The organism is Candidatus Polarisedimenticolaceae bacterium, from assembly GCA_036275915.1.
Classification (GTDB): Bacteria; Acidobacteriota; Polarisedimenticolia; order Polarisedimenticolales; family DASRJG01; genus DASRJG01.
Genome location: DASUCV010000018.1, coordinates 466,445 through 491,457, shown reverse-complemented (window position 1 = coordinate 491,457; position 25,013 = coordinate 466,445). Strand labels below are relative to the sequence as shown.

Sequence of the window (25,013 nt, the reverse complement as noted above, 5' to 3'; positions counted from 1 at the left end):
GATGGTGATGCCGGGTGACAACGTGACGCTCGAGGTGATCCTGCACACGCCGATCGCGATGACGCAGGGGCTGCGCTTCGCGATCCGCGAGGGCGGCCGCACCGTCGGAGCGGGCACCGTCACGGACATCGTGGAGTAAGGGAGAGGACACCGGCGAAGCCGCCCGGCCGCCCGGAGCTTCCGGGAACGCGGGACGGCGTCGCGGTTCGACCTCGGGGATCGGGGATTCCCGAGGGTAGGACGAAGATGGTGAACGAGAAAATCCGCATTCGGCTGAAGGCGTACGATCACCGGATCCTCGACCAGTCGACGACCGAGATCGTCGACACGGCGCGGCGCACCGGCGCCCGCGTGGCGGGGCCGATCCCGCTGCCGACGATCACGAACCGGTGGACGGTGCTCCGCTCGCCGCACGTCGACAAGAAGTCGCGGGAGCAGTTCGAGATCCGGACGCACAAGCGCTTGCTCGACATCTTGCAGCCCACGCCGGAGACGGTCGACGCGCTCATGAAGCTCGACCTGCCGGCGGGCGTGGACGTCGAGATCAAGGCCTTCGGCCCGGGTCAGTGAGGCGACGATGATCGAAGGAATGATCGGACGCAAGGTCGGGATGACCCAGGTCTTCCTGCCCGACGGAACGGTGGCCCCGGTCACCGTCATCGAGGCGGGACCCTGCGTCGTCGTGCAGCGCCGCGCGGCCGCGAAGGAAGGCTACGAGGCGGTCCAGCTCGGTCTCGTCGACGCCAAGGCCGGCAAGCGCGCGAACAAGGCGGTCCGCGGCCATCACGAGAAGGCGGGCGTGCCGCCGACGGCCCTCCGCCGCGAGTTCAAGATCGGCGGCGACGCCGCCTACAAGGCCGGCGACACCGTGCTCGTCGACATCTTCGAGGGTGTCAAGAAGGTCGACGTCATCGGCACGTCGAAGGGCAAGGGGTTCCAGGGCGTCATGAAGCGCCACAACTTCGGAGGCGGTGCCAACGCCCACGGCTCGATGTTCCATCGCGCCCCCGGCTCGATCGGCTCGTCGGCCTACCCGTCGCGCGTCTTCAAGGGGATGCGCGGGACCGGGCACATGGGCGTCGACCGGGTGACGGTGAAGAACCTCCGCGTCGTTCGGATCGACAAGGAGCGGAACCTCCTCCTCGTGCGAGGGGCCGTGCCCGGGGCGCCCGGCGCCGCGCTCCTCCTCTGCAAGTCGAAGGGACGGTGAGGGCGGCCATGGCGTCCATCGAAGTCCGCGATTGGAACAACAAGACCCTCCGCACCGTCGATCTCGACGAGGCGGTCTTCGGGTACCCGCTGAAGGAGCACCTCATCTACGAGGCGGTCTGCGCGTACCGCGCCGGCGGCCGTGCAGGAACGCACAAGACGAAGAACCGCGTCGAGGTCTCGGGCGGCACGAAGAAGCTCTGGAAGCAGAAGCACACCGGACGCGCACGGATGGGCGACAACCGCTCGCCGCTCTGGCGGCACGGCGGCACGATCCAGGGCCCGGTCCCGCGCGATTACCGCTGGAGCTTCCCGGCCGCGATGCGGCGGAACGCGATCAAGTCGGCGCTCGCCCAGAAGCTCCGCGACGGCAAGATCGTCTGCGTCGAGGCTTTCGACCTCGCGAGCCCGAAGACGGCCGAGCTCGAGGCCGCGCTCGCGGGCAAGCTCGGCATCGCGTCGAAGGCGCTCCTGCTCCCGCTCGAGACCGAGGGGAACCTCGAGCTCGCCGCGAGGAACAACCCGCGCCTGTCGGTCGTGCGCGTGCTCGGCGTCTCGATCGTCGACCTGCTCGATCACGACACCGTCGTGGTCGCCGAGAAGGCGCTCATGCGCCTCACGGAGGTGCTCGCGTCATGAAGCTGACGACGCAAGATGTCATCCGGCAACCGCTCGTGACCGAGAAGTCGACACGGGCCAGAGAAACTGGCGCGGTCTACTGCTTCAAGGCCGACGCGCGGGCCAACAAGGTCCAGATCGCGCAGGCGGTGACCGAGCTCTTCGGCGTGAAGGTCGAAGAGGTCCGCACCGCGAACGTGCTCGGGAAGACGAAGCGGGCGGGACGCTTCCAGGGGAAGCGTGCCGACTGGAAGAAGGCGTGGGTGCGTCTGGCGCCCGGTGAGAAGGAAATCGAGTTCTTCGAGGCGAGCTGACGCTCGCCCGAGGGAGAGACCGACGATGGCCGTCAAGAATTTCAGGCCGACGAGCCCGGGCTCGCGGTTCAAGTCGCAGGTCAAGCGGACGGAGACGTCCACGAACGCGCCGCACAAGCCGCTCCTCGACAAGAAGGACCGGACCGGCGGGCGCGACAACCGGGGTCTGCTCGCGATCCGGCACCGCGGCGGCGGGCACAAGCGCCGCTACCGGATCATCGACTTCCGTCGGGACAAGCACGGCGTTCCCGGCCGCGTCGAGACGATCGAGTACGATCCGAACCGCACGGCGAACATCGCGCTCGTCTGCTACGCGGACGGCGAGCGGCGTTACATCCTCGCCCCGAACGGGCTCGCCGTCGGGGGGAAGATCCTCGCGGCCGCCGACGCCGACATCGTCGTCGGGAACGCGCTTCCCATGAAGTCGATCCCTCTCGGCACGACGATCCACAACATCGAGATGAAGCGCGGGAAGGGCGGCCAGCTCGCGCGGTCGGCCGGGGTCGGCGCGCAGCTCATGGCGCGCGAGGCCGGCTGGGCTCTCGTCCGCCTGCCCTCCGGCGAGACCCGGAAAGTCGACGAGGAGTGCTGGGCGACGATCGGCCAGATCGGGAACCTCGAGCACGAGAACGAGAGCATCGGCAAGGCCGGACGCAACCGGTGGAAGGGCTGGCGCCCGACCGTCCGCGGCGTCGCGATGAACCCCGTCGACCACCCGCACGGCGGCGGCGAAGGCAAGACCTCCGGTGGCCGCCCCTCGTGCACCCCGTGGGGCGTGCCGACGAAGGGCAAGAAGACCCGGAACAACCCGCGCACGGACGCCTTCATCGTCCGCCGCCGGAAGTAGAGCGAGGAGCCCATGGCACGTTCGGTCCACAAGGGAGCCTTCATCGACGCGCACCTCGCGAAGAAGATCGAGGAGCTCAACAAGCGTTTCGACAAGAAGGTCGTGAAGACCTGGTCGCGCCGGTCGACCATCATCCCCGACATGGTCGGCCACACATTGGCGGTCCACAACGGGAAGAAGTTCATCCCGGTCTACGTCACCGAGAACATGGTCGGTCACAAGCTCGGCGAGTTCGCGCCGACGCGGACCTTCAAGGGCCACGGCACGAAGGGCGACAAGACCGCCGCCGTGGCCTCAGCACCTCCGAAGTAGGGCGGGGAGGACATCGTGATCGCGACGGCTCGCTTGAAGTATCTCGGCGTCTCCGCCCAGAAGACGCGTCTCGCCGTGGACCTCGTCCGCGGCAAGAACCTGGGCGAGGCGCTCGCGGCGCTACGCTATTCGCGCAAGATGGTCGCCAAGGACCTCGAGAAGCTCCTGAGGTCCGCGCTGGCGAATGCCCAGCAGAAGGATCCGAAGCTCGACCCGGACCGGCTGTTCGTCGCCAAGGCGACGGTCGACGAGGGCCCGCCGCAGAAGCGCGCCCGCGCCCGCTCCATGGGGCGCATCTACCGCATCCTCAAGAAGTCGTCGCACGTCTCGATCGCGCTCGACGTCGTTCCGCTCGCGGCGCCGCCGCGCGCCGCGTCCGGCCGGAGGTAGTCGTGGGTCAGAAAGTCCACCCGTACGGATTCCGCATCGGCTTCAACAAGACCTGGCGCTCGCGCTGGTACGCCTCGAAGAAGTACGCCGAGCTGCTCCACGAAGACCTCAAGCTGAGGCGCGAGCTCAAGCAGCGCCTCGGGCACGCGGGCGTGTCGGCGATCGAGATCGAGCGCGCCGCGAACAAGCTCAAGGTCAACATCCTGACCTCACGCCCGGGGATCATCATCGGCAGGAAGGGCGCCGAGGTCGACCGCTTGAAGGACGACATCCGGAAGCGCACGCAGCGCGACGTGTTCATCAACATCCTCGAGATCGACAAGCCCGAGATCGACGCCCAGCTCGTCGGCGAAGCGATCGCGATGCAGCTCGAGAAGCGCGTCGCGTTCCGGCGCGCGATGCGCAAGGCGATCGAGTCGGCCCTGAGGTTCGGCGCCAAGGGAATCAAGGTCCAGGTCGGCGGCCGGCTCGCCGGCGCCGAGATCGCGCGGACCGAGCGTTACCTCGAAGGGCGCCTCCCGCTCCACACGCTCCGGTCCGAGATCGATTACGGCCTCGCCGAGGCGCGGACGACCTACGGGGTCATCGGCGTCAAGGTGTGGATCAACCGCGGGGAGTCGCGCGAGATCCGCGTCTCCGACGACGCGCGCCGCTAGGGCGGGCGAGAGGAACCGAACGCCATGTTGATGCCGAGCAAGGTCAAGTTCAGGAAGCAGCAGCGGGGGCGCCGTACCGGGATGGCCTACCGCGGGGGCGAGGTCGCGTTCGGCGACTTCGGCCTCAAGTCCCTGGAGGACGGATGGGTCACCGCGCGGCAGATCGAGGCGAGCCGCATCGCGATCACCCGCTTCATCAAGCGAGGCGGGAAGATCTGGGTGCGCTTGTTCCCCGACAAGCCGATCACGAAGAAGCCGGCCGAAACCCGCATGGGCAAGGGCAAGGGCGCGCCGGAGGCCTGGGTCGCGGTGGTCAAGCCGGGCAAGGTCCTCTTCGAGATGGAGGGGGTCGACGAGAAGACCGCGCGCGAGGCGATGCGCCTCGCGTCCCACAAGCTCCCGGTCAAGACGAAGTTCGTCGCGCGTCAGGCGCAGTAGGACGGTAGGGACATGTCGCAGCGCACGAAGGCCTTGAAGAAGCTGAGAGAGCTGGAGCCCGAAGCCCTCGTCCGCGAGGAGGCCGAGCTCCGCACCGCGATCTGGAAGATGAAGGTCCAGAAGGGAACGGGGCAGGTCACCGATTCCCTCCGGCTCGCGGGGACCAAGAGAGACTTGGCACGGCTCCTGACCGTGCGTCGTGAGCGCGAGGCGGCCAAGACCGCCGCGTCGCGGGCGTGAGGGAGGAGCCCATGGCGGAAGCGAGCATCAGACGGCGGGCGTCGAAGGTCGGCGTCGTCGTGTCGGACAAGGCGGACAAGACCGTCGTCGTCCGTGTCGACCGGATCGTGCGGCACAAGCTCTACAAGCGGTACATCCGGCAGAAGGCGACGTTCATGGCCCACGACGAGGCGAACACGGCGAGGACCGGCGACACGGTCGAGATCGTCGAGTCGCGTCCGCTCTCCGCGCGGAAGCGGTGGCGCCTGCGCCGGGTCGTCAAGCGCGGCCAGGGGGTCGCCGAGACGGCCCCCGCGGCCGAGTAGGGGCGAGGAGCGGCCATGATTCAGATGAGGACGATCCTGGAGGTCGCGGACAACTCCGGCGCGAAGAAGATCTCGTGCATCCATCTCCGCGGCGGCTCCCAGGGCCAGTACGCGGAGCTGGGCGACATCATCACCGCGAACGTCAAGGAGGCCGCCCCGGACGGCAACGTCAAGAAGGGGCAGGTCGTCAAGGCGGTCATCGTGCGTCAGGTCAACGCCTATCGCCGGAAGGACGGGTCGTACATCCGGTTCGACCAGAACGCCGCGGTGATCATCAACGACGCGAAGGAGCCGGTCGGCACGCGCGTCTTCGGGCCGGTCGCGCGCGAGCTGCGCGACAAGAAGTTCATGAAGATCGTCTCGCTCGCCCCCGAAGTTCTCTAGGCGAGCGGCGGAGAAGGTGATGGCAGGCTTGAAGGTCAAGAAGAACGACACGGTCGTCGTGATCTCCGGGAAGGACCGGGGGAAGCGCGGCCGGGTCATCGAGGTCATGCCGAAGGAAGCGCGCGTCCGGATCGAGGGCGTGAACCGGGTCAAGCGTCACACGAAGCCCAACCCGCAGCGGAACGTGAAGGGCGGCATCGTCGAGCGCGAGGATCCGATCCACGTCTCGAACGTGGCGCTCATCGACCCGAAGAGCGACAAGCCGACGCGCGTCGGCATCAAGGTCGAGGCGAACGGCTCGCGCACCCGCATCGCGGTGCGTAGCGGCATGGCGCTGGACAAGTAGGCGAGGGACGACGATGTCGAGGTTGGCGAATTCCTACAAGACCGACGTGGTGCCGGCGCTCATCAAGCAGTTCAATTACACGTCGCCGATGGCCGTGCCGCGCGTGAGCAAGATCGTCGTGAACATGGGCGTGGGCGACGCGATCGCCGACGGCAAGGTCATGGACACGGCGGTCGAGGAGCTGTCCGGGATCACCGGTCAGAAGCCCACGGTCACGCGCGCGCGCAAGTCGATCGCGAACTTCAAGCTCCGTCAGGGGATGGCGATCGGCTGCTGCGTCACCCTCAGGGGCCAGAGGATGTACGAGTTCCTCGAGCGCCTCATGAACCTGGCGCTCCCCCGCGTGCGCGACTTCCGCGGAGTCAACCCGCGCGGGTTCGACGGCCGCGGGAACTACACGCTCGGCGTGAGAGACCAGCTGATCTTCCCCGAGGTCAACTACGCCAAGGTCCAGAAGGTCAAGGGCATGAACGTCTGCATCGTGACGACGGCGAAGACCGACGAAGAGTCCAGGGCCCTCCTGACCGCTCTCGGCATGCCGTTCCGCAAGAATTGACGGAGGACTGACGTGGCCACGACGGCATGGGTCGCCAAGACGAGAAAGAAGCCGAAGTTCGCGGTTCGCGCGTGCAGCCGCTGCAAGCGCTGCGGCCGGTCGCGCGGCTACCTCAGGAAGTTCCAGCTGTGCCGGATCTGCTTCCGGAACCTCGCCCTGGAGGGCGCGCTTCCGGGCGTGACCAAGGCGAGCTGGTAGGCGCGGGGGGAAAGAGATGAGCATGACCGATCCGATCGCCGATCTCCTGACGCGCATCCGTAACGCGCAGGTCGCCAAGCACAAGACCGTCGACGTCCCGGCGTCGAAGATGAAGCTCGCCATCGTGAGCATCCTCGCCGACGAAGGGTTCGTCGACAGCTTCTCCACGGTCGAGGAGACCGCCCAGGGGAAGATCCGTATCCAGCTCAAGTACGGCGCCGGCGGCGAGCGCGCGATCCAAGGGCTCGAGCGGGTGAGCCGCCCGGGCCGGCGCGTGTACTGCGGGAAGGACGAGATCCCCCGCGTGCTCGACGGCCTGGGCCTGACGATCCTCTCCACGCCCCGCGGCGTGATGACGGGACAGAGCTGCCGGCGCCACGGCGTCGGTGGCGAGGTCCTCTGCAACATCTGGTAGGAGAACGTCCCATGTCTCGAATCGGAAGATTGCCCGTTCCCGTGGTCGCCGGCGTGAAAGTCGACGTCGGAGATGCCAAGGTCACCGTCACCGGACCGAAGGGCTCGCTCGCCCAGGCGCTGCCGGGTGGGATCTCGGCCGAGGTCGCGGACGGCAAGATCCTCGTCAAGCGCCGCGACGACTCGAAAACGCAGAGGGCGCTCCACGGCCTCTCGCGCGCGCTCCTCGCGAACGCCGTGACCGGCGTCACGAAGGGCTTCAGCAAAGACCTCGAGATCCAGGGGGTCGGCTACCGCGCGCAGGCGTCGGGGAAAACCGTCAGCTTCACGCTCGGTTACACGCACGCGATCGAGTTCCCGGTTCCGGACGGGATCCAGATCGCCGTCGACAAGCAAACGAAGGTCACCGTGACCGGAATCGACCGCCAGCAGGTCGGACAGGTCGCCGCCAAGATCCGCTCGCTCCGCCCCCCCGATGTCTACAAGGGCAAAGGGGTCCGCTACGCGAACGAGGTCGTGCGCAAGAAGGCCGGCAAGACCGGCGCCAAGTAGGCGGGAGGAAACGATGCAGAAGGCCATCGATCGTGACGCGATCCGCAGGCGCATCCGCTACCGGATCAGGAAGCGCCTCGCCGGCACCGGCGCACGGCCGCGCCTCGCGATCTTTCGGAGCGACAAGCACATCTACGCGCAGGCGATCGACGATGCCGGCGGCACGACCCTCGCGGCGGCGTCGACCTTGGACAAGGACGTCAAGGGACGGGTCAAGCGTGGCGGGAACGTCGACGCGGCGAAGGCGGTGGGCACCTCCATCGCGGGCAAGCTCAAGGAGAAGGGGATCGAAGTCGTGGTCTTCGACCGCGGCGGGTACCTGTACCACGGGCGCATCAAGGCGCTCGCCGACGCGGCTCGCGAAGCCGGTCTGAAGTTCTGAGGAGGATGTCGTGGCCGAGATGAGTCGCGAGTCGGTGGGCGAGCTGAAGGATCGCGTCGTCCACATCAACCGTGTGACGAAGGTCGTCAAGGGCGGGAAGAACTTCTCGTTCTCGGCCCTCGTCGTCGTCGGCGACGGGCGCGGGTGGGTCGGCTTCGCGTCGGGCAAGGCACGCGAGGTGCCGGCCGCGATCGCCAAGGGCGTCGAGCGCGCGAAGCGCAACCTCGTCCACATCCCGCTCAAGGGCTCGACGATCCCGCACCCCGTCGTCGGACGGTTCGGGTCCGGACAGGTGCTCCTCAAGCCGGCGTCCCCGGGCACCGGGGTCATCGCGGGCGGCGCCGTCCGCGCCGTCCTCGAGTCGTGCGGCGTCCAGGACATCCTCACGAAGTCGCTCGGGACCGCAAACCCCCAGAACGTCCTGCGCGCGACACTCGAGGGCTTGAAGTCCCTGAGGAACGCCGAGCAGGTCGCGAAGCGGCGCGGCAAGGAGGTCCACGACCTCGGGCTGGAGTCGGGATCATGAGCGCGGCGACCGGCAAGAAGAAGACGATCACGATCAAGCAGATCCGTAGCGGGATCGGCTTCGACGAGACCCAGAAGGCGACGCTGCGCGCGCTCGGGCTCGAGAAGATCGGGCGCGTCCGACAGGTTCCGGACAATCCGCCGATGCGCGGGATGCTCCGCAAGGTGCCGCATCTCGTCGTCGTCGTGAAGGACTGAGGCAGATCATGAAGCTGAGCACGCTCAAGCCCGCCCCCGGGTCGAGGAAGAACAGGAAGCGCATCGGCCGCGGCCCCGGCTCGGGCACGGGAAAGACCTCCGGACGCGGTGAGAAGGGCCAGAAGTCGCGAAGCGGCTACTCCGCCAAGCGCGGGTTCGAGGGCGGCCAGATGCCGCTCCACCGGCGCGTGCCGAAGCGGGGCTTCACGAACATCTTTCGGGTCGAGTATCGAACGGTGAACGTCGATCGCCTGAACAGCCTGGCCGCGGGCAGCGAGGTCACGCCCGAGTCCCTCCGCGCCGCCGGCCTCCTGCCCAAGGGGCGGTCGCCGGTCAAGGTGCTCGGGAACGGTGAGCTCAAGGTCGCGCTCACCGTCCGCGTCCACAAGTTCACGGGCTCGGCCGCCAAGAAGATCGAAGCCGCCGGCGGCAAGGCCGAGGTGATCGCCTAAGATGATTCAGAGCCTCAAGAACATCTGGAACATCCCCGAGCTCAGGAAGCGTGTGCTCTACACGCTCGGCCTGCTCGCGATCTACCGGATCGGCGGGCACATCCCGACGCCGGGCATCGACAACGCCGCGCTGCTCCGTTTGTTCGAGCAGCAGGCGGGCTCGGTACTCGGCTACGTCGACCTGTTCGCTGGCGGGAACTTCAAGCGCTTCACGATCTTCGCGCTCGGGATCATGCCGTACATCACGGCGTCGATCATCCTGCAGCTCCTCACCGTGGTCTGGCCGTACCTCGAGAAGCTCAGCAAGGAAGGGGAGGCCGGGCGCCGCAAGATCACGCAGTGGACGCGGTACGGCACGGTCATGCTGTCGTGCATCCAGTCGCTTGGGATTGCCTGGTGGCTCCAGTCGGCCTCGGCCTCGGCCGGCGTCGGCCAGATCGTCCGCCACCCCGGGATCACGTTCCAGCTCATGACGGTTCTCACGCTCACGACGGGAACGGCGTTCATCATGTGGCTCGGCGAGCAGATCTCGGAACGCGGCATCGGCAACGGGATCTCGCTCATCATCTACGCCGGCATCGTCGTCGGCTTCCCGAACGCCATCGTCAAGACGGTCCAGGACTGGCAGACGGGGGCGCTGGGCCCGATCACGATCGCCCTCCTCGTCATGCTCATGGTCATGGTCGTCGCGGCGATCGTCTGGGTCGAACGAGCGCAGCGGAAGATCCCGATCCAGTACGCGCGCCGGGTCGTCGGACGCCGGGTCTACGGCGGTGCCTCGACCTACCTGCCGCTCCGCGTGAACACGGCCGGGGTCATCCCCGTGATCTTCGCGTCGTCGATGCTCGCGATCCCGCAGACGATCGGGACGATCGCCTTCTTCAAGGATTGGGGCTGGCTCCAGGACGTCCTGCACCAGCTGTCGTACTCGGCCCCGCTCTACAACCTGATGTACATCGTCCTCATCATCTTCTTCTCGTTCTTTTACGTTTCGATCATCTTCAATCCGATGGACCAGGCCGACAACATGAAGAAGTACGGCGGGTTCATCCCGGGCATCCGGCCGGGCAAGAGGACGGCCGAGTACATCGACGCGATCCTGACCCGGCTCACCTTCGGGGGCGCCGTCTACCTGGCGGCGATCTCCGTCCTGCCGGTCCTCCTGATCAGCGGCCTCCAGGTCCAGCAGCTCCCGTGGATCGGGCCGACCCTGGACGCGATCCTGCCCCGGTTCTTGACCGAGGGGCTGAACGTCAAGTTCTTCTTCGGCGGCACCTCGCTCCTCATCGTCGTCGGCGTGGCGATGGACACCGTCCAGCAGATCGAGTCGCAGCTGATCATGCGGCACTACGAGGGGTTCATGAAGGGGACCAGGATGAAGGGCCGCAGGAGCTGACGCCGTGTGGGAATGCGGAAAAGGGTCTGCTAGCATGAGCGGTTTGCGGCGATGAATGTCGTCTTGATGGGCCCGCCCGGCGTCGGGAAGGGGACTCAGGCGGCCGCGCTCAAATCGCTGCTGGGCGTGCCGCACGTGTCCACGGGGGACATCCTCCGGGCCTCGATGAACGAGGGGTCCCCGCTGGGCAAAAAGGTCAAGGATTTCGTGGAGAGCGGCCATCTCGTGCCGGACGAGCTCATGGGCGATCTGATCGCCGAGCGTCTCGCCCGTCACGACGCCGCGCGAGGGTTCGTGCTCGACGGTTTTCCGCGGACGCTGCCGCAGGTGACGATCTTGGACTCCGTCCTCGACCGGCTCGGCCGTCCGCTGGATCGTGTGCTCATTCTGACGGTCCCGGAATCGGAGATCGTGCGGCGCCTCTCGGGGCGCCGCTCGTGCCCGAAATGCGGCTCGGTCTTCCACCTGGAGAGCCGGCCGCCGAAGGCGGCCGGGATCTGCGACAACTGCGGGTCCGCGCTCGTGCAGCGAAAGGACGATACGGAAGACGTGATCCGCGAGCGACTCAACATCTACGCGACCCAGACGATCCCGGTGGCCGCGGCCTACCGGACGAAGGGTCTCCTTGCGGAGGTCGACGGCCTCGGCGACGTCGCCGAGGTGGGCGTCCGCCTCAAGGCCGGGCTAGGACGGACGCAGCCGGCATGACGCGCACCACCTTGAAGTCCGCCGGCGAGATCGCCCTCATGGACGAGGCGAACCGGATCATTCGCGCGATCCTCACGGACCTCCGTGGAATCGTGCGGCCGGGGATCTCGACCCTCGAGGTCGACGCGTTCGCCGCCGAGCGGATCGCCGCCGCGAACGGGATCGCCGCGTTCAAGGGGTACCCGCACCGGAACGACGGCAGGGACTTCCCGGGCACGATCTGCGCCTCGGTCAACGATGAGATCGTCCACGGCGTGCCGCGGGCGGCGACGATCCTGAACGAGGGGGACATCCTCTCGGTCGATCTGGGGATCCTCTACAAGGGCTACTACGGCGACGCAGCCGAGACGTTCGCGGTCGGCGCCATCGACACGGAGGCCCAGCGCCTCCTCGACGTGACCCGCGAGGCCCTCCGGCTCGCGGTCGCGGAGGCGCGGCCGGGTAACCGCGTGTCGGACATCGGCCATGCGGTGCAGTCGCACGTCGAGGCCGCCGGGTTCTCCGTGGTGCGCGAGTTCGTCGGCCACGGGATCGGCTCGAGCCTGCACGAGGAGCCGCAGATCCCGAACTTCGGCCAGCCCGGCCACGGCGTGCGCCTGGCTCCGGGGATGGTCCTCGCCATCGAGCCGATGGTGAACGCGGGAGGGCCGGAGGTCGTGCTGTCCGCCGATGACGGTTGGACGGCGCGGACGAAGGACGGCAGCCTGTCGGCTCACTTCGAGCTGTCGGTTGCGATCATGGAGCGGGGGCCGCGCGTCCTCGGCGATCCGATCGCCGTGGCGGCCTGAGGAGACGAATGTCGAAGGAAGAGGCGATCCAGGTGGAAGCCACGGTGGTCGAGCCGCTGCCGAACGCGATGTTCCGCGTCGAGCTCGAGAACAAGCACCGTGTGCTGGCCCACATCTCGGGGAAGATGCGGAAGCACTTCATCCGGATCCTCCCCGGGGATCGCGTGCTCGTCGAGCTGTCCCCGTACGACCTGACCCGGGGCCGGATCGTCTACCGGTACAAGTGACGGGGGAGAGGAAGCGATGAAGGTCCGGACGTCGGTGAAGAAAATCTGCGACAAGTGCAAGATCGTGAAACGCAAGCGGGTCGTGCGGGTCGTCTGCGACAACCCGAAGCACAAGCAGCGCCAGGGCTGAGGAGGATTCCGTGGCACGTATCGCGGGTGTGGACCTGCCGCCCTCCAAGAGGGTCGAGATCGGCCTCACGTACATCTACGGGATCGGGCGCAGTCGCGCGCTCATGATCTTGGACAAGGCCGGAGTCAAGGTGAGCGTGAGGGTGAAGGACCTCTCGGAAGACGAGGTCTTGAGGATCACGCGCGTCATCAACCAGGAGGGCCGCGTCGAAGGGGACCTCCGGAAGAGCGTCGGCCTCGACATCAAGCGGCTGATCGAGATCGGCTCGTACCGCGGCATGCGTCACCGGCGCAACCTGCCGGCGCGCGGCCAGCGCACGCACACGAACGCGAGAACGCGCCGCGGCCCGCGTCGCGCGATCGCCGGCAAGAAGAAGACCGTCGGGAAGAAGGGGTAAGGATCGATGGCGAAAGCAGCGAAGGCGCCCGGCAAGAAGGGCGGAAAGAAAGAAAAGAAGAACGTCCCCCACGGGGTCGCGCACATCCACGCGTCGTTCAACAACACGATCGTGACGATCACCGACCCGCGAGGGAACGTTCTGTCGTGGTCGTCCGCGGGCGTGCAGGCCTTCAAGGGCTCGCGCAAGGGCACGCCGTTCGCCGCGCAGATGGCGGCCCAGGCGGCGGGGAACGCGGCGAAGGAGCACGGGGTCCGCTCGCTCGACGTTCGCGTCAAGGGGCCGGGCGCGGGGCGGGAATCTTCGATCCGCGCGCTCCAGACCGCGGGGATGGACGTCAAGTCGATCAAGGACGTGACGCCGATCCCGCACAACGGTTGCCGGCCGCCGAAGCGGCGCCGAGTCTGAGGAAGAGGGAGACACCGTGGCCAGACATACCGAATCGGTCTGCAGGCTGTGCCGCCGCGAGGGGATGAAGCTGTTCCTCAAGGGCGACCGCTGCTTCAAGGAGAAGTGCGCGTTCGAGAGGCGGGGCTACGCTCCCGGCCAGCACGGACGCCGCCGCACGAAGATCCAGGGCTACGGGATCCAGCTGCGCGAGAAGCAGAAGGTCAAGCGGATCTACGGGGTGCTCGAGCGGCAGTTCCGGAACTACTTCGCGAAGGCCTCCAGCGCGAAGGGGATCACCGGTTCGAACCTGCTCCAGATGCTCGAGTGCCGGCTGGACAACGTCGTCTACCGCCTCGGCTTCGCGTTCTCGCGCGCCGCGGCCCGGCAGCTCGTCGCCCACGGCCACATCCGCGTGAACGGCCGCAAGGTCGACGTCCCGTCGTCGCTCGTGAAGGCGGGGGCGGTCATCTCGCTCAAAGAAGACTCGCGCAACAACGATCTCATCAAGATCTCGCTGGACACCGCGAAGGGACGCGGCGTCCCGGCGTGGCTCGATCTCGACGCCGACCGGTTCCAGGGAACGGTCAAGCAGCTGCCGAACCGGGAGGACATCGTCCTCCCGATCCAGGAGCAGCTCATCGTCGAGCTGTACTCGAAGTAGACGCGTGCGGGGCCCCTCGGGCCCCGTGGAGGTGGACATGCTCTGGAAGGGTTTTCAGAGGCCCAAGCGCCTCGAGGTCGAGCGGGAGACGCTGACCAACACGTTCGGGCGGTTCTCGGCCCAGCCGTTCGAGCGCGGGTTCGGCACGACGATCGGCAACGCCCTGCGCCGCATCCTCCTCTCCTCGGTGGAGGGGGCCGCGATCACGGCGGTCAGGATCGACGGCGTGCTCCACGAGTTCTCGTCGGTCCCCGGCGTCGTCGAGGACACGACGGACATCATCCTCAACCTGAAGCAGATCCCGTTCCGCTGCCATTCGGACCACGCGGAGACGCTCGTCCTCCATGCCGTCGGGCCGAAGACGGTCAAGGCGGGGGACATCCAGGCCGGCGCGAACGTGGAGATCCTCGACCCCGAGGCGGTCATCGCGACGCTGTCGGAAGAGGGCAAGCTCTCGATGGAGATGCGCCTCCGGAAGGGCCGCGGGTACGTTTCGGCCGACCGTAACTTCGACGACGACCTCGGGATCGGCTACATCCCGGTCGACTCGATCCACTCGCCGGTGCGCAAGGTCAACTTCATCGTCGAGGACGCCCGGCTCGGCCAGAAGACCGACTACGACCGGCTCACCCTCGAGGTGTGGACCAACGGCGCCGTCACCCCGCAGGACGCCGTCGCCATCTCCGCGAAGATCCTCAAGGACCACATGACGATCTTCATCAACTTCGAGGAGTCGTCGGAAGAGGTCCTCGACTTCCCGTCGACCGAGGACGAGCGCGTCCTCGAGCAGCTCAACCGTTCCGTCGACGAGCTCGAGCTGTCGGTCCGCTCGTACAACTGCCTCAAGAACGCCAACATCAAGACGATCTACGACCTCGTGACGAAGACCGAGGCGGAGATGCTCAAGACCAAGAACTTCGGGCGCAAGTCGCTCAACGAGATCAAGGACATCCTCGCCGAGATGGGCCTCTCGCTCGGCATGAACATCGACGCCCGGAAGATCAAGGCGCGCACCTAGTCCGGGGAACGGAGATCGTGCGATGAAACACAGAGTCGCGGGCCGCAAGCTCGGCCGCACCGCGATGCACCGGGTGGCGGTGCTCCGGAACCTCTCGACGGAGCTCTTCCGGCACGAGCGGATCCGGACGACCCTCATGAAGGCGAAGGAGCTCCGGCCGTTCGCCGAGAAGCTCATCACGCTGTCGAAGCGCGAGACCCTCCACGCGCGGCGTCTCGTCCTGCGGGACATCCACGATGCGGAGGTCGTCTCGAAGATGTTCGACACGATCTCGTCGCGGTTCGCGCAGCGCCCGGGAGGCTACACGCGGATCGTGAAGCTCGGTCCGCGTCGCGGCGACAACGCCGAGATGGCGCTCATCGAGCTCGTCGACGCCGAGACGGCGAAGGCCGCGGAGAAGGAAGCCGCTCCGGCCGAAGCCAAGGCGAAGCCCGCGAAGGCGAAGAAGGAGCGGCCGGAGAAGGCCGCCAAGCCTGCGAAGGACGACGCGGCTCCGAAGAAGGGCGCCCGTACCAAGAGCGCGGCGAAGCCCAAGACGGAGTCGAAGGGGAAGGCGAAGTCCTCCGCCGCGACCCGCAAGGTGGGGAAATCGGGGTCGTGACGCCGATGACCCCGTGGCAAAATCCCGAGGGAGCGGCGGCGCTCCCTCTTTTTTTTGGGTGAAGCCGTGCCGAAACGCACCGACCTCCGGAAGATCCTCGTCATCGGCTCCGGTCCGATCGTCATCGGGCAGGCGTGCGAGTTCGATTACTCGGGCACGCAGGCATGCAAGGCCCTCAAGGAAGAGGGGTACGAGGTCGTCCTCGTCAACTCGAACCCGGCGACGATCATGACCGACCCTTCGGTCGCCGATCGCACCTACGTCGAGCCGCTCATCCCCGAGATCGTCGAGCGCGTGATCGAGCGCGAGCGGCCCGACGCGGTCCTCCCGACCGTCGGAGGGCAGACGGCGCTCAACCTCGCCGTCGCGCTCGGCGAGCGGGGCACGTTCGCGAAGCACGGCGTCGAGCTCATCGGCGCCAATCTGCGCGCGATCCACGTTGCGGAGGACCGGCTCGCCTTCAAGGAGGCGGTGGCCCGGATCGGCCTCGAGACGCCGAAGAGCGGCACGGTGACGACGCTCGATGAGGCGCGTGCGCTCCAGGGGCACGTCGGCTTCCCCGCGATCATCCGCCCGTCGTTCACGCTCGGCGGGACGGGCGGCGGGATCGCCTACAACCGGGAGGAGTTCGAGGAGATCGTCGAGGCCGGGCTCGACGCGAGCCCCGTGAAGCAGGTCCTCATCGAGGAGTCGGTCCTCGGTTGGAAGGAGTACGAGCTCGAGGTCATGCGCGACCTCAAGGACAACGTCGTCATCATCTGCTCGATCGAGAACTTCGACGCGATGGGGGTTCACACGGGCGACTCAATCACCGTGGCCCCCGCGATGACGCTCACCGACAAGGAATACCAATCGATGCGCGACGACGCGATCCGCGTCATCCGCGAGGTCGGGGTCGAGACGGGGGGCTCGAACATCCAGTTCGCGGTCGACCCGAAGACCGGCCGCCGCGTCGTCATCGAGATGAACCCGCGCGTTTCGCGCTCCTCCGCTCTCGCGTCGAAGGCGACGGGGTTCCCGATCGCGAAGATCGCCGCCAAGCTCGCGGTGGGCTACACGCTCGACGAGATCCCGAACGACATCACGAAGTCGACCCCGTCGTCGTTCGAGCCGACCCTCGACTACGTCGTCGTCAAGATCCCGCGCTGGGCGTTCGAGAAGTTCCCGCAGACGTCGCCGACGCTCGGCACGCAGATGAAGTCGGTCGGCGAGGCGATGGCGATCGGCCGGACGTTCAAGGAGGCGCTCCAGAAAGCGCTCCGCTCGCTCGAGGTCGGCCGTGCCGGCCTCGGCGCCGACGGCAAGGACAAGCTCGACCCAACGCGTCTCAGAGAAAAGCTGATCACGCCGAACTGGGAGCGCATCTTCTACATCCGCTACGCGTTCCAGACCGGCATGTCGGTCGACGCGCTCGCCGAGCTGACCCAGATCGATCCGTGGTTCCTGGGGCAGATCGAGGAGATCGTCGAGGTCGAGGGGCGCCTGCGCTCGTTCGATCTCGCGGGGCTCCCCGACTCGCTCCTCCTGCGCGCCAAGCGGTTCGGCTTCTCCGACCGGCAGCTCGCCCATCTCACCGGCGCCTCCGAGGGCGAGGTCCGGGAGCGGCGCAAGGCGTCGAAGATCGAGCCGGTCTACAAGCGCATCGACACGTGCGCCGCCGAGTTCGACGCGAACACGCCCTACATGTACTCGACCTACGAGGAGGAGTGCGAGAGCCGTCCGACGTCGGCCCGCAAGGTCGTTATCCTCGGCGGCGGCCCCAATCGGATCGGCCAGGGAATCGAGTTCGACTACTGCTGCTGCCACGCCGCCTTCGCGCTCAAGGAGATCGGCGTCGAGAGCATCATGGTCAATTGCAATCCGGAGACGGTGTCGACCGACTACGACACCTCGGACCGCCTCTACTTCGAGCCGCTCACGCTCGAGGACGTGCTCACGATCGTCGAGGTCGAGAAGCCGGAAGGGGTCATCGTCCAGTTCGGCGGTCAGACGCCGCTCGGGCTTGCCCTCCCGCTTCAGGCGCACGGCGTGAACATCCTCGGCACCTCACCCGACTCGATCGATCTCGCGGAAGACCGGCAACGCTTCGGGAAGCTCCTCGAGACCCTCGGCATCCCGGCGCCGGCGTGGGGCACGGCGCGGTCGCTCGACGAGGCCCGCGAGATCGGACGGCGGATCGGCTATCCGCTCCTCGTTCGGCCCTCCTACGTCCTCGGCGGACGCGCGATGTTCGTGACCCACGACGAGGAGCGCCTGGCGGAGACGATGCGGCGCGCGGTGGAAGCGTCGCCCGAGCACCCGGTGCTCCTCGATCGCTTCCTGGAGAACGCCTTCGAGGTCGACGTCGACGCGCTCGCGGACGGCGAGCGGGTCGTCGTCGCCGGCATCATGCAGCACATCGAGGAGGCCGGGATCCACTCGGGAGACTCTTCCTGCGTGCTCCCTCCGCACCACCCCGACGTACAGGCGAAGCTCGACGTCCTCCGCGACTACACGCACAAGCTGGCGAAGGCCCTCCGCGTGCGCGGGCTCATGAACGTCCAGTACGCGATCAAGGACGGCACGGTCTACGTCCTCGAAGTCAACCCGCGCGCGAGCCGCACCGTCCCGTTCGTCGCCAAGGCGACCGGCGTCCCGCTGGCCGCGGTAGCCGCGAAGATCATGGCGGGCGCCACGCTCGCCGAGCTCGGGCTCGTCGACGAGCCCGCGGTCCGCGGCCGCTTCGTCAAGGAGTCGGTCTTCCCGTTCGTGAAGTTTCCCGGTGACGATCCGGTCCTCGGCCCCGAGATGCGCTCGACCGGCGAGGTCATGGGGGTCGCCGACGAGTTCGGCCCGGCGTTCGCGAAGGCGTCGTACGCGGCCGGCATCAAGCTGCCGCTCTCGGGGGCGGCGTTCCTCACGGTGAACGACCGCGACAAGCCGCAGCTCCTTCCCGTGGCTTCGGCGCTCGTCGCCATGGGCTTCCGGCTCGTCGCGACCGGCGGCACCGCGACGTACCTCCAGGAGCACGGACTTCCGTGCGACCGCGTGTACAAGGTGCTCGAGGGCCGTCCGAACGCCGTCGACCTCATGAAAAACGGCGAGATCCAGCTCGTCATCAACACCCCGCTCGGCCGCGCGTCGTACTTCGACGAGAAGGCGCTCCGCACGACCGCGACCCAGCGCGGAATCCCGCTCATCACGACGCTCTCGGGGGGCGAGGCGATGGTCGAGGCGATCCGCTCGCTCAAGCAGGGCGCGCTGACCGTGAAGAGCCTGCAAGAAATCTACGCAACGTCCTGAGGGGGAATTCGATGCGATCGATGCTCATTCCGCTCGCCTGTGGTCTGCTCGCCGTCACCTTCGTCCGCGCCGAGGAGGCGCCGAAGAAGCCGTGGTCCGATGCCGCCGAGTTCGGCCTCGTCATGACGAGCGGCAACTCCGAGGGCACGAACTTCGCCCTCTCGAACAAGTTCAAGTACACCTGGACGAAGGCCGAGTTCACGTGTGACCTCGCCGCGCTGCGTACCGAGAGCCGCAACCGCGACATCGAAAACGTCGGCGGCGTCCTGGTGGTCACGGACACGACCACGGTGACGGCCGAGAACTACGTCTTCGGCGCGAAGTACAGCCGCAACATCACCGACCGGCTCTACTGGTACGTCGGTGCGGGCTGGTACCGGAACGTGTTCGCCGGCATCGACCAGCGCTATCTCGTCAGCGGCGGCATCGGTTACACCTTCATCAAGAGTCCCCGCCACCTGCTCAAGGGGGAGATCGGGTTCGACGGCACGCACGAGGAGCCCGTGTTCACCGACTCGACCGACTACGCCGCGCTCCGAGGGACGGTGAACTACGAATTCAAGTTCGGCGAGAAATCGAAGCTCACGGAAGACTTGAACGCCGTCGAGAACCTCGACACGACGAGCGCCTGGCGCGCGAACTCGATCACCGCGATCACGGCCTCGATGAACGAGTGGCTGGCGCTCAAGTTCAGCTACACGGTGATCTACCAGAACGAGCCCCCGACGAAGCCGATTTCGGCGGCGGGCTTTCCCGACGTGATCTACACCTTCGAGAAGACCGACACGATCCTGACCGCGGCGCTTGTCATCAACTTCTGATCCGCGAGATCAGATCCCGCGTCGCGTGGTCCTTCGGGTCGCCGGTGATGGCGACCCGGATCCCGAGGGCCCTCGCGATCTCGCGCTCGGGGACGGTGTCCGAGGTGTAGTCGGTCCCCTTGCAGTGGACGTCGGGCCGGAGTGCGCGGAGAAGCGCCGCGACGCTCGTCTCGGCGAAGATCGTCACGAGCGCGACGCAGGCGAAGCCCGCGATCAGCTCCGCCCGCTCTCCCTCCGGGACGATCGGGCGATCCGGCCCCTTGAGCGCCCGCGCCGACGCGTCGGCGTTCACCGCGACGACGAGGCGGTCGGCCTCGCGCGAAGCCGCCTCGAGGTAGCGAAGGTGGCCGACATGGAGGAGGTCGAAGAGGCCGTTCGCGAGCGCGATCGTGCGCCCTTCCGACCGCCATGCCGCGGCCCGGTCGAGGAGCTCTGCGCGAGAGGCGACCTTCATCGGCGCAGGGCCGCCGCGATCTCGGGGGGGCGGATCGTCGCGGTCCCGTACTTCATGACGGCGAGCCCGGCGGTGACGTTCGCGAGCGTCGCGGCGTCGGCCGGAGCGGCGCCCGCGAGGAGGGCGAGCGTGAACGTCGCGACGACCGTGTCGCCGGCGCCGGTGACGTCGGCGACCTCGCCCGAGCCGAACGCCGGGATCGCGAGCGGCTTCGCGCGCTTGTCGAAGAGGACCATGCCCGCAGCGCCGCGCGTGACGAGGACGTGCGTGTCCCCGGTCCTGGCGAGGAGGCGGGCTCCGGCCGACGCGAGCGCGGCAGCGGAGGGAATCCCCGGAAGGCCGAGCGCGCGCTCGACCTCCTCCTGGTTCGGCGTGATCGCGGTGACGCCGCGATAGTCGAGGATCCTGTGCCGCGAGTCGACGGTGACGACCTTCTCACGCCACGAGCGGCGCGTCGCCTCGACGAGCGAGGGGACGGCGGCGCCGTAGCCGTAGTCCGCGACGAGGAGCCCGTCGGCGCGAGCGAGCTGGCGTCTCAAGGCCGACGCGACCCGCGACGCGACCCCCCGGGGGAGGTCTCCGGGCTTCTCCCCGCGGTCGATGCGGACGATCTGCTGGCGCCGCGTGTGCACGCCCCCGGCGAGGACGCGGCTCTTCGTCGGTGTGCGGTAGCCCCGCACGACGGCGATCCCGCTCGTCGCGATCCCGAGGCGGCGGAAGAGGCGCAGCAGGCCGGCGCCCGCCTCGTCGCGGCCGACGACACCGACCGGAAGGGGCACGGCACCGAGGGCGCGGAGGTTGGCGGCGGCGTTGCCGCCGCCACCGGCGACCGTTTCCGTCTTCGTGTGCTCGAGGATGAGGACCGGCGCCTCGCGGGAGATCCGCGCGATGTCGCCGTGGACGAACTCGTCGCAGACGAGGTCGGCGAGAACCGCGACCCGAAGTCCGCGGAAGCCGCGGACGACGGCGAGGAGGCGCGCGGCGTCGTCCTTGGTCACGGGGCCTGAGCCTCGCGCGCGAGGATCCAGGACACCGCGTCCAGGAGATCGTCGGCGACGTGCGCGGGCTTGACCGTCCAGCCCGGCGATTGGTACTCGAGCTCGCCGCGGCCGTAGCCGGTGAGGACGAGGACGGTCGTCGCCCCCGCGCGGTGGCCCGCCTCGATGTCGCGGACGCTGTCGCCGATCATGTACGAGCGAACGAGATCGATCCCCATCTCGTCGCGGGCGCGGAGCAGCATGCCGGGACGCGGCTTGCGGCAATCGCACGCCTTCCGGTACGGCGGCGGCCCGACCTCCGGGTGATGAGGGCAGTAGTAGAGACCGTCCAGCCGCGCGCCGCCCTCGCCGAGCATCTCGCGCACGCGGTCGTGCACCTCGTCGACGAGGTGTTCGTCGAAATACCCGCGCGCGACGCCGGCCTGGTTCGTCACGACGACGGTCTGGAATCCGGCGTCGTTCGCCCGGCGGATCGCCTCGGCGCTGCGTGCGAGCAGGCGTATGCGCGAGAGGTGGTTCACGTAGCCGACCTCCTCGCAGACGGTCCCGTCACGGTCCATGATGATCGCTCGACGTCCCAAGCTATTCGCTCCCGCCACGCGGCACCGTTTTCCATCGCCGGTGCATCCAGAGCCACTGCTCGGGATCGCGCCGGACCCACGTCTCGACGACCGCCGTGCAGGCCGCGGTCACGCGGAGGACATCGGCGTCGCGATCGCCGGTCGCCTCGATCGGAACCGCGGGCTGGACGTGAACGCCGATTGTACCGTCCGCGGCCACGCGCGCGAAGACGGGAACGACCGGGGCTCCGGTCCTGAGAGCCAGGAGCGCGAGCGTCGGCGTCGTGGACGCCGGTCGGCCGAAGAACGGCACGAAGACGCCGTCGTCGCGGGCGTCCTGGTCGATGAGGATGGCGACGGCGGTTCCGGCGGCGAGCGCCTTCATCGTCTCGCGGACCGCGCGGCGCTTCGGGATGACCGCGTTCCCGGTCCCGCCGCGCAGCGCCAGCAGGCGGCGCTCGAGGAGCGGGTTGTCGAGGGGCCGCCCGATCACGGCGAACGGGATCTCGAGGAGTCCCATCGCGTAGGCGCCCGCCTCCCAGTGCCCGTAGTGCGCCGAGAAGACCAGGGCGCCTCGGCCGAGTGTCAACGCCTGACGCAGGTGTTCCGCGCCCTCGATCGCGAGAACGCCGCCGAGATCGTCGCGGCCCAGCCGCGGGAAATAGAGCACGTCGAGCCCGATCCTTCCGAAATGCCGCCAGCAGCGCCTGAGGATCCGCTCGCGCTCCGGCGCGGGGACGGTATCCCCGTAAGCGCGCGCGAGGTTCTCCCGCGCGATCCGCGTGTGCCGGAGGTCGATGCGGCCGAGGAGGGCGCCCGCCGCGGCACCGAGCCCGAGGAGCGCGCGGCGCGGGAGGACCCGCGCGAGACGGAACGCCGTCTCGACCGCCGCCGCCTCGACGAGCTGGCGGGCGCGGTTCATGGGACGGCCTTGCGGAGCGCGGCGAGGAGCGGACCCTCGTTCCAGACGACCGCCTCGACGCGCAGCACGAGGAGAGGGGCGTCGAGAAGCGACTCTCCGGCGACCGACTCCAGGCGCGAGAGGTCCTTCTCGGTCGTCACGAGAGGAATCCCGATCGCCTCCGCCTCGGCCCGGAGCGCGAGCCAGCGTGCGGCGCTGTACGCGTGGTGGTCCCGGAAGGCGCGGAGGCGCTCGACCCGGACCCCCGCCGCCGCCAGGTCGTCCGCGAAGAGTCCCGGGTCGCCGATGCCGCAGAACGCGAGCGCGCGCGGCGGAACGGGTCGCGCTTCACCCGCGGCGCCGAAGAACCCGACCGCCCGGTGCCCCGCGCGGACGATCGGCCCGCGGAACCCGGCGGCGCGCACCGCGGCCTCGGCCTCGGCGGCACGGTCGCTCGCGCCGAGCCGCGTGAGGACGACGAGCCCGGCGCGCGCGAGAGCGCCCGGCGGCTCGCGCAGCTTTCCCGCGGGGAGGAGCCCACCGTCGAACGGGTCCCGCCCGTCCAGGAGAACGACGTCGAGATCGCGATGGAGCCTCCGGTGCTGGAAGCCGTCGTCGAGGACGACGCAGTGCGCTCCCGCCGCGGCCGCGGCACGAACGCCGGCGACACGGTCGGAGCCGACAACGACGATCGTGCCGGGAAGGGTCTTGGCGAGGAGATACGGCTCGTCACCGCAGACGCGCGCATCGACGCGCGGGCCCTCGCCGGTCGAGACGACGACGGGGCCGGGACCCGCGGAGCCGCCGTAGCCGCGCGAGACGATCGCGGGGAGCTTGCGCTCTTGGACGAGGCGGCGCGCCACCCAGGCCGCGAGCGGCGTCTTGCCCGTGCCGCCGACGGCGAGATTGCCGATGCTCACGACCGGGATCCCGTCGACGTTGACCGGCGCCTTGCGATCGAGGATCGCGTTCCGCGCGCGGATCGCCAGTCCGTACACGGCCGACAGCGGGGCGAGAAGCGACGCCGCCCTCATGCCGCGAGGACCTCGCGCACGAGATCGACCGTCCGCGCGAGCGCGCCGCGATGCGCGAGGAGGAGCCCGCGGCCCGCGTCGAGGCGGCGCTGCCGCAGGGCGCCGTCCTCGATCAGGCGCACCCAGGCCGCACCGAGCGACGCGGCGTCGGGAACGCGCTCGGCCGCCCCCGCCGCGAGCAGCGTCCGCGCCATCTCCTCAACGTGGCCCGTCTCGGGTCCGAAGAGGACGGTGCACCCCGCGGCGATCGGCTCGAGCAGGTTGTGCCCGCCGACCGGGACGAGCGTCCCGCCGACGAACGCCGCCCACGCGATCCCGTAGAGTCCGGCGAGATCCCCGATCGTGTCGACGACGAGGACATCGGCGCCTTCGAGCGGCTCCGCACGTGACGCGCGCGCCACAGCGAGGCCGCGGGCGGCCGCCGCCGTCGCCGCCTCCTCGAAGCGCGCGGGGTGACGCGGTGCGAGGAGGAGCGCAAGCGACGGCACACGGCTCCGCGCCGCCTCGTAGGCGTCCAGGACGAGCGTGTCCTCGCCGGCGCCGGTCGACCCCGCGGCGACGACCGGCCGGGCGGGGTCGAGACGGAGGCGCGCACGGAGCGTGTCGGGGCTGACCTCCGGCAGCGGCACCTCGAACTTGAGATTGCCGGTGATCCGGAGCGTCCCGCGCGGAACGCCGAGCGCGGCGAAGCGTTCCGCCTCGGCCTCGTCGGGGACCGCGACCCCGGCGAGGGAGGCGAGCATCGGGGCGTAGAGGGCGCGCAACCGGCGGTAGCGACCGAAGCGCTCGGGGGCCAGGCGCGCGTTCGCGAGCACGACGGGGACGCCGCGGTCTCGCGCCTCCGCGAGCGTGTTCGGCCACAGCTCGGTCTCGATGAGGAGGAGAAGCCCGGGGGCGAGGGCGTCGAACGCCCGCCTTTGGACCGAGGGGAAATCGAGTGGGAAATAGAACGCCGCGTCGGCGAGGGGCGGCCCCGGGAGGATCGCCCGGCCGGTCGGCGTCACCGCGGAGACCGCGAGCGGGCGGCCCGGTACCGCCTCCCGCAGACGGGTCGCGAGCGACTTGGCCAGCCGTGCTTCCCCGACCGATGCGCCGTGGATCCAGATCGCGCCGGGGGCGACGGCGGGCAGGTGCCGTCCCAGCCGCTGATCGCGCTCGAGACGGGCGCCTTCGGTGCGCCGCGGCCAGCGTCCGTACGCGAACGCCGCGGCCGCGAGAGGCAGCAGCGCGGCGTTGTAAAGGCGTCTCATCGCGGCGCGGGAAGTCTATCAGGTCGCACCTTTTTGGTGCCGTGGCCGTGGCCGAAGCCGA

The 25,013-nt window shown here is 68.7% G+C and carries 39 protein-coding genes and 1 pseudogene; 34 read left to right on the top strand and 6 right to left on the bottom strand.

The window, feature by feature from the left end; translation table 11 throughout:
- The 34 genes and pseudogenes from tuf to VFV19_15675 form a co-directional block, all read left to right on the top strand.
- Positions 1-139, top strand: a 139-nt coding sequence (gene tuf, locus VFV19_15840; GenBank protein ID HEX4825773.1) for an elongation factor Tu, incomplete at its 5' end; no start/stop codon positions are given.
- Positions 140-246: 107 nt separating this feature from the next.
- On the top strand, positions 247-570 hold the full coding sequence (gene rpsJ, locus VFV19_15835; GenBank protein ID HEX4825772.1) for a 30S ribosomal protein S10: 324 nt from the start codon (positions 247-249) through the stop codon (positions 568-570).
- Positions 571-580: 10 nt separating this feature from the next.
- The gene (gene rplC, locus VFV19_15830) at positions 581-1,210 is read left to right on the top strand and encodes a 50S ribosomal protein L3 (GenBank protein HEX4825771.1); all 630 of its coding nucleotides are present in this window, start codon (positions 581-583) and stop codon (positions 1,208-1,210) included.
- Positions 1,211-1,218: 8 nt separating this feature from the next.
- Entirely contained in the window at positions 1,219-1,848 is a 630-nt protein-coding gene (gene rplD / locus VFV19_15825) for a 50S ribosomal protein L4 (protein HEX4825770.1), read from the top strand.
- Complete coding sequence (locus VFV19_15820; GenBank protein HEX4825769.1) at positions 1,845-2,141, top strand: 50S ribosomal protein L23; 297 nt, start codon at positions 1,845-1,847, stop codon at positions 2,139-2,141. The genes rplD and VFV19_15820 overlap by 4 nt, the downstream gene beginning before the upstream one ends.
- Positions 2,142-2,166: 25 nt before the next feature.
- Entirely contained in the window at positions 2,167-2,988 is an 822-nt protein-coding gene (rplB, locus tag VFV19_15815) for a 50S ribosomal protein L2 (protein ID HEX4825768.1), read from the top strand.
- Positions 2,989-3,000: 12 nt separating this feature from the next.
- Positions 3,001-3,300, top strand: coding sequence for a 30S ribosomal protein S19 (gene rpsS, locus VFV19_15810; GenBank protein HEX4825767.1), 300 nt, complete (start codon positions 3,001-3,003; stop codon positions 3,298-3,300).
- A gap of 15 nt (positions 3,301-3,315) precedes the next feature.
- On the top strand, positions 3,316-3,690 hold the full coding sequence (gene rplV / locus VFV19_15805; protein ID HEX4825766.1) for a 50S ribosomal protein L22: 375 nt from the start codon (positions 3,316-3,318) through the stop codon (positions 3,688-3,690).
- Between the two features lie 2 nt (positions 3,691-3,692).
- Complete coding sequence (gene rpsC / locus VFV19_15800) at positions 3,693-4,346, top strand: 30S ribosomal protein S3 (GenBank protein ID HEX4825765.1); 654 nt, start codon at positions 3,693-3,695, stop codon at positions 4,344-4,346.
- A 24-nt stretch (positions 4,347-4,370) separates the two neighbouring features.
- Entirely contained in the window at positions 4,371-4,784 is a 414-nt protein-coding gene (gene rplP / locus VFV19_15795; protein ID HEX4825764.1) for a 50S ribosomal protein L16, read from the top strand.
- Positions 4,785-4,796: 12 nt separating this feature from the next.
- A complete protein-coding gene (gene rpmC, locus VFV19_15790) occupies positions 4,797-5,024 on the top strand; it encodes a 50S ribosomal protein L29 (GenBank protein ID HEX4825763.1) in 228 nt (75 codons plus the stop codon).
- An 11-nt stretch (positions 5,025-5,035) separates the two neighbouring features.
- Entirely contained in the window at positions 5,036-5,329 is a 294-nt protein-coding gene (gene rpsQ / locus VFV19_15785; protein HEX4825762.1) for a 30S ribosomal protein S17, read from the top strand.
- 15 nt (positions 5,330-5,344) lie between these two features.
- Entirely contained in the window at positions 5,345-5,713 is a 369-nt protein-coding gene (gene rplN, locus VFV19_15780) for a 50S ribosomal protein L14 (protein HEX4825761.1), read from the top strand.
- Positions 5,714-5,741: 28 nt separating this feature from the next.
- Positions 5,742-6,059, top strand: a complete 318-nt coding sequence (gene rplX, locus VFV19_15775; GenBank protein HEX4825760.1) for a 50S ribosomal protein L24 — start codon at positions 5,742-5,744, stop codon at positions 6,057-6,059.
- A 13-nt stretch (positions 6,060-6,072) separates the two neighbouring features.
- The gene (rplE, locus tag VFV19_15770; protein ID HEX4825759.1) at positions 6,073-6,615 is read left to right on the top strand and encodes a 50S ribosomal protein L5; all 543 of its coding nucleotides are present in this window, start codon (positions 6,073-6,075) and stop codon (positions 6,613-6,615) included.
- A 12-nt stretch (positions 6,616-6,627) separates the two neighbouring features.
- On the top strand, positions 6,628-6,813 hold the full coding sequence (locus VFV19_15765) for a type Z 30S ribosomal protein S14 (GenBank protein HEX4825758.1): 186 nt from the start codon (positions 6,628-6,630) through the stop codon (positions 6,811-6,813).
- A gap of 22 nt (positions 6,814-6,835) precedes the next feature.
- A complete protein-coding gene (gene rpsH / locus VFV19_15760) occupies positions 6,836-7,228 on the top strand; it encodes a 30S ribosomal protein S8 (protein HEX4825757.1) in 393 nt (130 codons plus the stop codon).
- An 11-nt stretch (positions 7,229-7,239) separates the two neighbouring features.
- Positions 7,240-7,779, top strand: coding sequence for a 50S ribosomal protein L6 (gene rplF / locus VFV19_15755; GenBank protein ID HEX4825756.1), 540 nt, complete (start codon positions 7,240-7,242; stop codon positions 7,777-7,779).
- Between the two features lie 25 nt (positions 7,780-7,804).
- The gene (gene rplR, locus VFV19_15750; GenBank protein HEX4825755.1) at positions 7,805-8,161 is read left to right on the top strand and encodes a 50S ribosomal protein L18; all 357 of its coding nucleotides are present in this window, start codon (positions 7,805-7,807) and stop codon (positions 8,159-8,161) included.
- Between the two features lie 19 nt (positions 8,162-8,180).
- Positions 8,181-8,687, top strand: coding sequence for a 30S ribosomal protein S5 (gene rpsE, locus VFV19_15745; protein ID HEX4825754.1), 507 nt, complete (start codon positions 8,181-8,183; stop codon positions 8,685-8,687).
- Entirely contained in the window at positions 8,684-8,884 is a 201-nt protein-coding gene (gene rpmD / locus VFV19_15740) for a 50S ribosomal protein L30 (protein HEX4825753.1), read from the top strand. The genes rpsE and rpmD overlap by 4 nt, the downstream gene beginning before the upstream one ends.
- An 8-nt stretch (positions 8,885-8,892) precedes the next feature.
- Positions 8,893-9,336: a 50S ribosomal protein L15 gene (rplO, locus tag VFV19_15735; GenBank protein ID HEX4825752.1), complete on the top strand. Its 444-nt coding sequence runs from the start codon at positions 8,893-8,895 to the stop codon at positions 9,334-9,336.
- A 1-nt stretch (position 9,337) separates the two neighbouring features.
- Entirely contained in the window at positions 9,338-10,732 is a 1,395-nt protein-coding gene (gene secY / locus VFV19_15730) for a preprotein translocase subunit SecY (protein HEX4825751.1), read from the top strand.
- A 51-nt stretch (positions 10,733-10,783) separates the two neighbouring features.
- Complete coding sequence (locus tag VFV19_15725) at positions 10,784-11,440, top strand: adenylate kinase (GenBank protein ID HEX4825750.1); 657 nt, start codon at positions 10,784-10,786, stop codon at positions 11,438-11,440.
- Positions 11,437-12,228: a type I methionyl aminopeptidase gene (map, locus tag VFV19_15720; GenBank protein HEX4825749.1), complete on the top strand. Its 792-nt coding sequence runs from the start codon at positions 11,437-11,439 to the stop codon at positions 12,226-12,228. Before VFV19_15725 ends, map begins: the two co-directional genes overlap by 4 nt.
- A gap of 8 nt (positions 12,229-12,236) precedes the next feature.
- On the top strand, positions 12,237-12,455 hold the full coding sequence (gene infA, locus VFV19_15715; protein ID HEX4825748.1) for a translation initiation factor IF-1: 219 nt from the start codon (positions 12,237-12,239) through the stop codon (positions 12,453-12,455).
- A gap of 16 nt (positions 12,456-12,471) precedes the next feature.
- On the top strand, positions 12,472-12,585 hold the full coding sequence (gene rpmJ / locus VFV19_15710) for a 50S ribosomal protein L36 (protein ID HEX4825747.1): 114 nt from the start codon (positions 12,472-12,474) through the stop codon (positions 12,583-12,585).
- Between the two features lie 10 nt (positions 12,586-12,595).
- Positions 12,596-12,982, top strand: a complete 387-nt coding sequence (gene rpsM / locus VFV19_15705) for a 30S ribosomal protein S13 (protein ID HEX4825746.1) — start codon at positions 12,596-12,598, stop codon at positions 12,980-12,982.
- Positions 12,983-12,988: 6 nt separating this feature from the next.
- A complete protein-coding gene (gene rpsK / locus VFV19_15700; protein ID HEX4825745.1) occupies positions 12,989-13,390 on the top strand; it encodes a 30S ribosomal protein S11 in 402 nt (133 codons plus the stop codon).
- A 16-nt stretch (positions 13,391-13,406) separates the two neighbouring features.
- On the top strand, positions 13,407-14,033 hold the full coding sequence (gene rpsD / locus VFV19_15695) for a 30S ribosomal protein S4 (protein ID HEX4825744.1): 627 nt from the start codon (positions 13,407-13,409) through the stop codon (positions 14,031-14,033).
- Positions 14,034-14,070: 37 nt separating this feature from the next.
- On the top strand, positions 14,071-15,051 hold the full coding sequence (locus VFV19_15690; GenBank protein HEX4825743.1) for a DNA-directed RNA polymerase subunit alpha: 981 nt from the start codon (positions 14,071-14,073) through the stop codon (positions 15,049-15,051).
- A 22-nt stretch (positions 15,052-15,073) separates the two neighbouring features.
- A pseudogene (rplQ, locus tag VFV19_15685) lies at positions 15,074-15,424 on the top strand (50S ribosomal protein L17).
- Between the two features lie 294 nt (positions 15,425-15,718).
- Positions 15,719-18,934 (top strand): carbamoyl-phosphate synthase large subunit, encoded by a 3,216-nt coding sequence (gene carB, locus VFV19_15680; protein HEX4825742.1) that lies wholly within the window; start codon positions 15,719-15,721, stop codon positions 18,932-18,934.
- Between the two features lie 11 nt (positions 18,935-18,945).
- Positions 18,946-19,755: a DUF481 domain-containing protein gene (locus VFV19_15675; GenBank protein HEX4825741.1), complete on the top strand. Its 810-nt coding sequence runs from the start codon at positions 18,946-18,948 to the stop codon at positions 19,753-19,755.
- On the opposite strand, the gene VFV19_15670 is transcribed toward VFV19_15675, so the two are convergent.
- From VFV19_15670 to VFV19_15645, 6 genes are read right to left on the bottom strand one after another with little or no spacing between them, the layout of a single operon-like run.
- Positions 19,745-20,209, bottom strand: coding sequence for an adenylyltransferase/cytidyltransferase family protein (locus VFV19_15670; protein HEX4825740.1), 465 nt, complete (start codon positions 20,207-20,209; stop codon positions 19,745-19,747). The genes VFV19_15675 and VFV19_15670 overlap by 11 nt on opposite strands.
- Positions 20,206-21,207: a PfkB family carbohydrate kinase gene (locus VFV19_15665; GenBank protein HEX4825739.1), complete on the bottom strand. Its 1,002-nt coding sequence runs from the start codon at positions 21,205-21,207 to the stop codon at positions 20,206-20,208. The genes VFV19_15670 and VFV19_15665 overlap by 4 nt, the downstream gene beginning before the upstream one ends.
- Entirely contained in the window at positions 21,204-21,788 is a 585-nt protein-coding gene (locus tag VFV19_15660) for an HAD family hydrolase (GenBank protein HEX4825738.1), read from the bottom strand. Before VFV19_15660 ends, VFV19_15665 begins: the two co-directional genes overlap by 4 nt.
- Before the next feature lies 1 nt (position 21,789).
- The gene (locus VFV19_15655; GenBank protein HEX4825737.1) at positions 21,790-22,689 is read right to left on the bottom strand and encodes a lysophospholipid acyltransferase family protein; all 900 of its coding nucleotides are present in this window, start codon (positions 22,687-22,689) and stop codon (positions 21,790-21,792) included.
- Complete coding sequence (lpxK, locus tag VFV19_15650) at positions 22,686-23,702, bottom strand: tetraacyldisaccharide 4'-kinase (protein HEX4825736.1); 1,017 nt, start codon at positions 23,700-23,702, stop codon at positions 22,686-22,688. Before lpxK ends, VFV19_15655 begins: the two co-directional genes overlap by 4 nt.
- Positions 23,699-24,952 carry a glycosyltransferase N-terminal domain-containing protein gene (locus VFV19_15645; protein ID HEX4825735.1) on the bottom strand — a complete coding sequence of 418 codons (1,254 nt, stop codon included), beginning with the start codon at positions 24,950-24,952 and terminating at the stop codon, positions 23,699-23,701. The genes lpxK and VFV19_15645 overlap by 4 nt, the downstream gene beginning before the upstream one ends.
- Positions 24,953-25,013 lie beyond the last annotated feature (61 nt).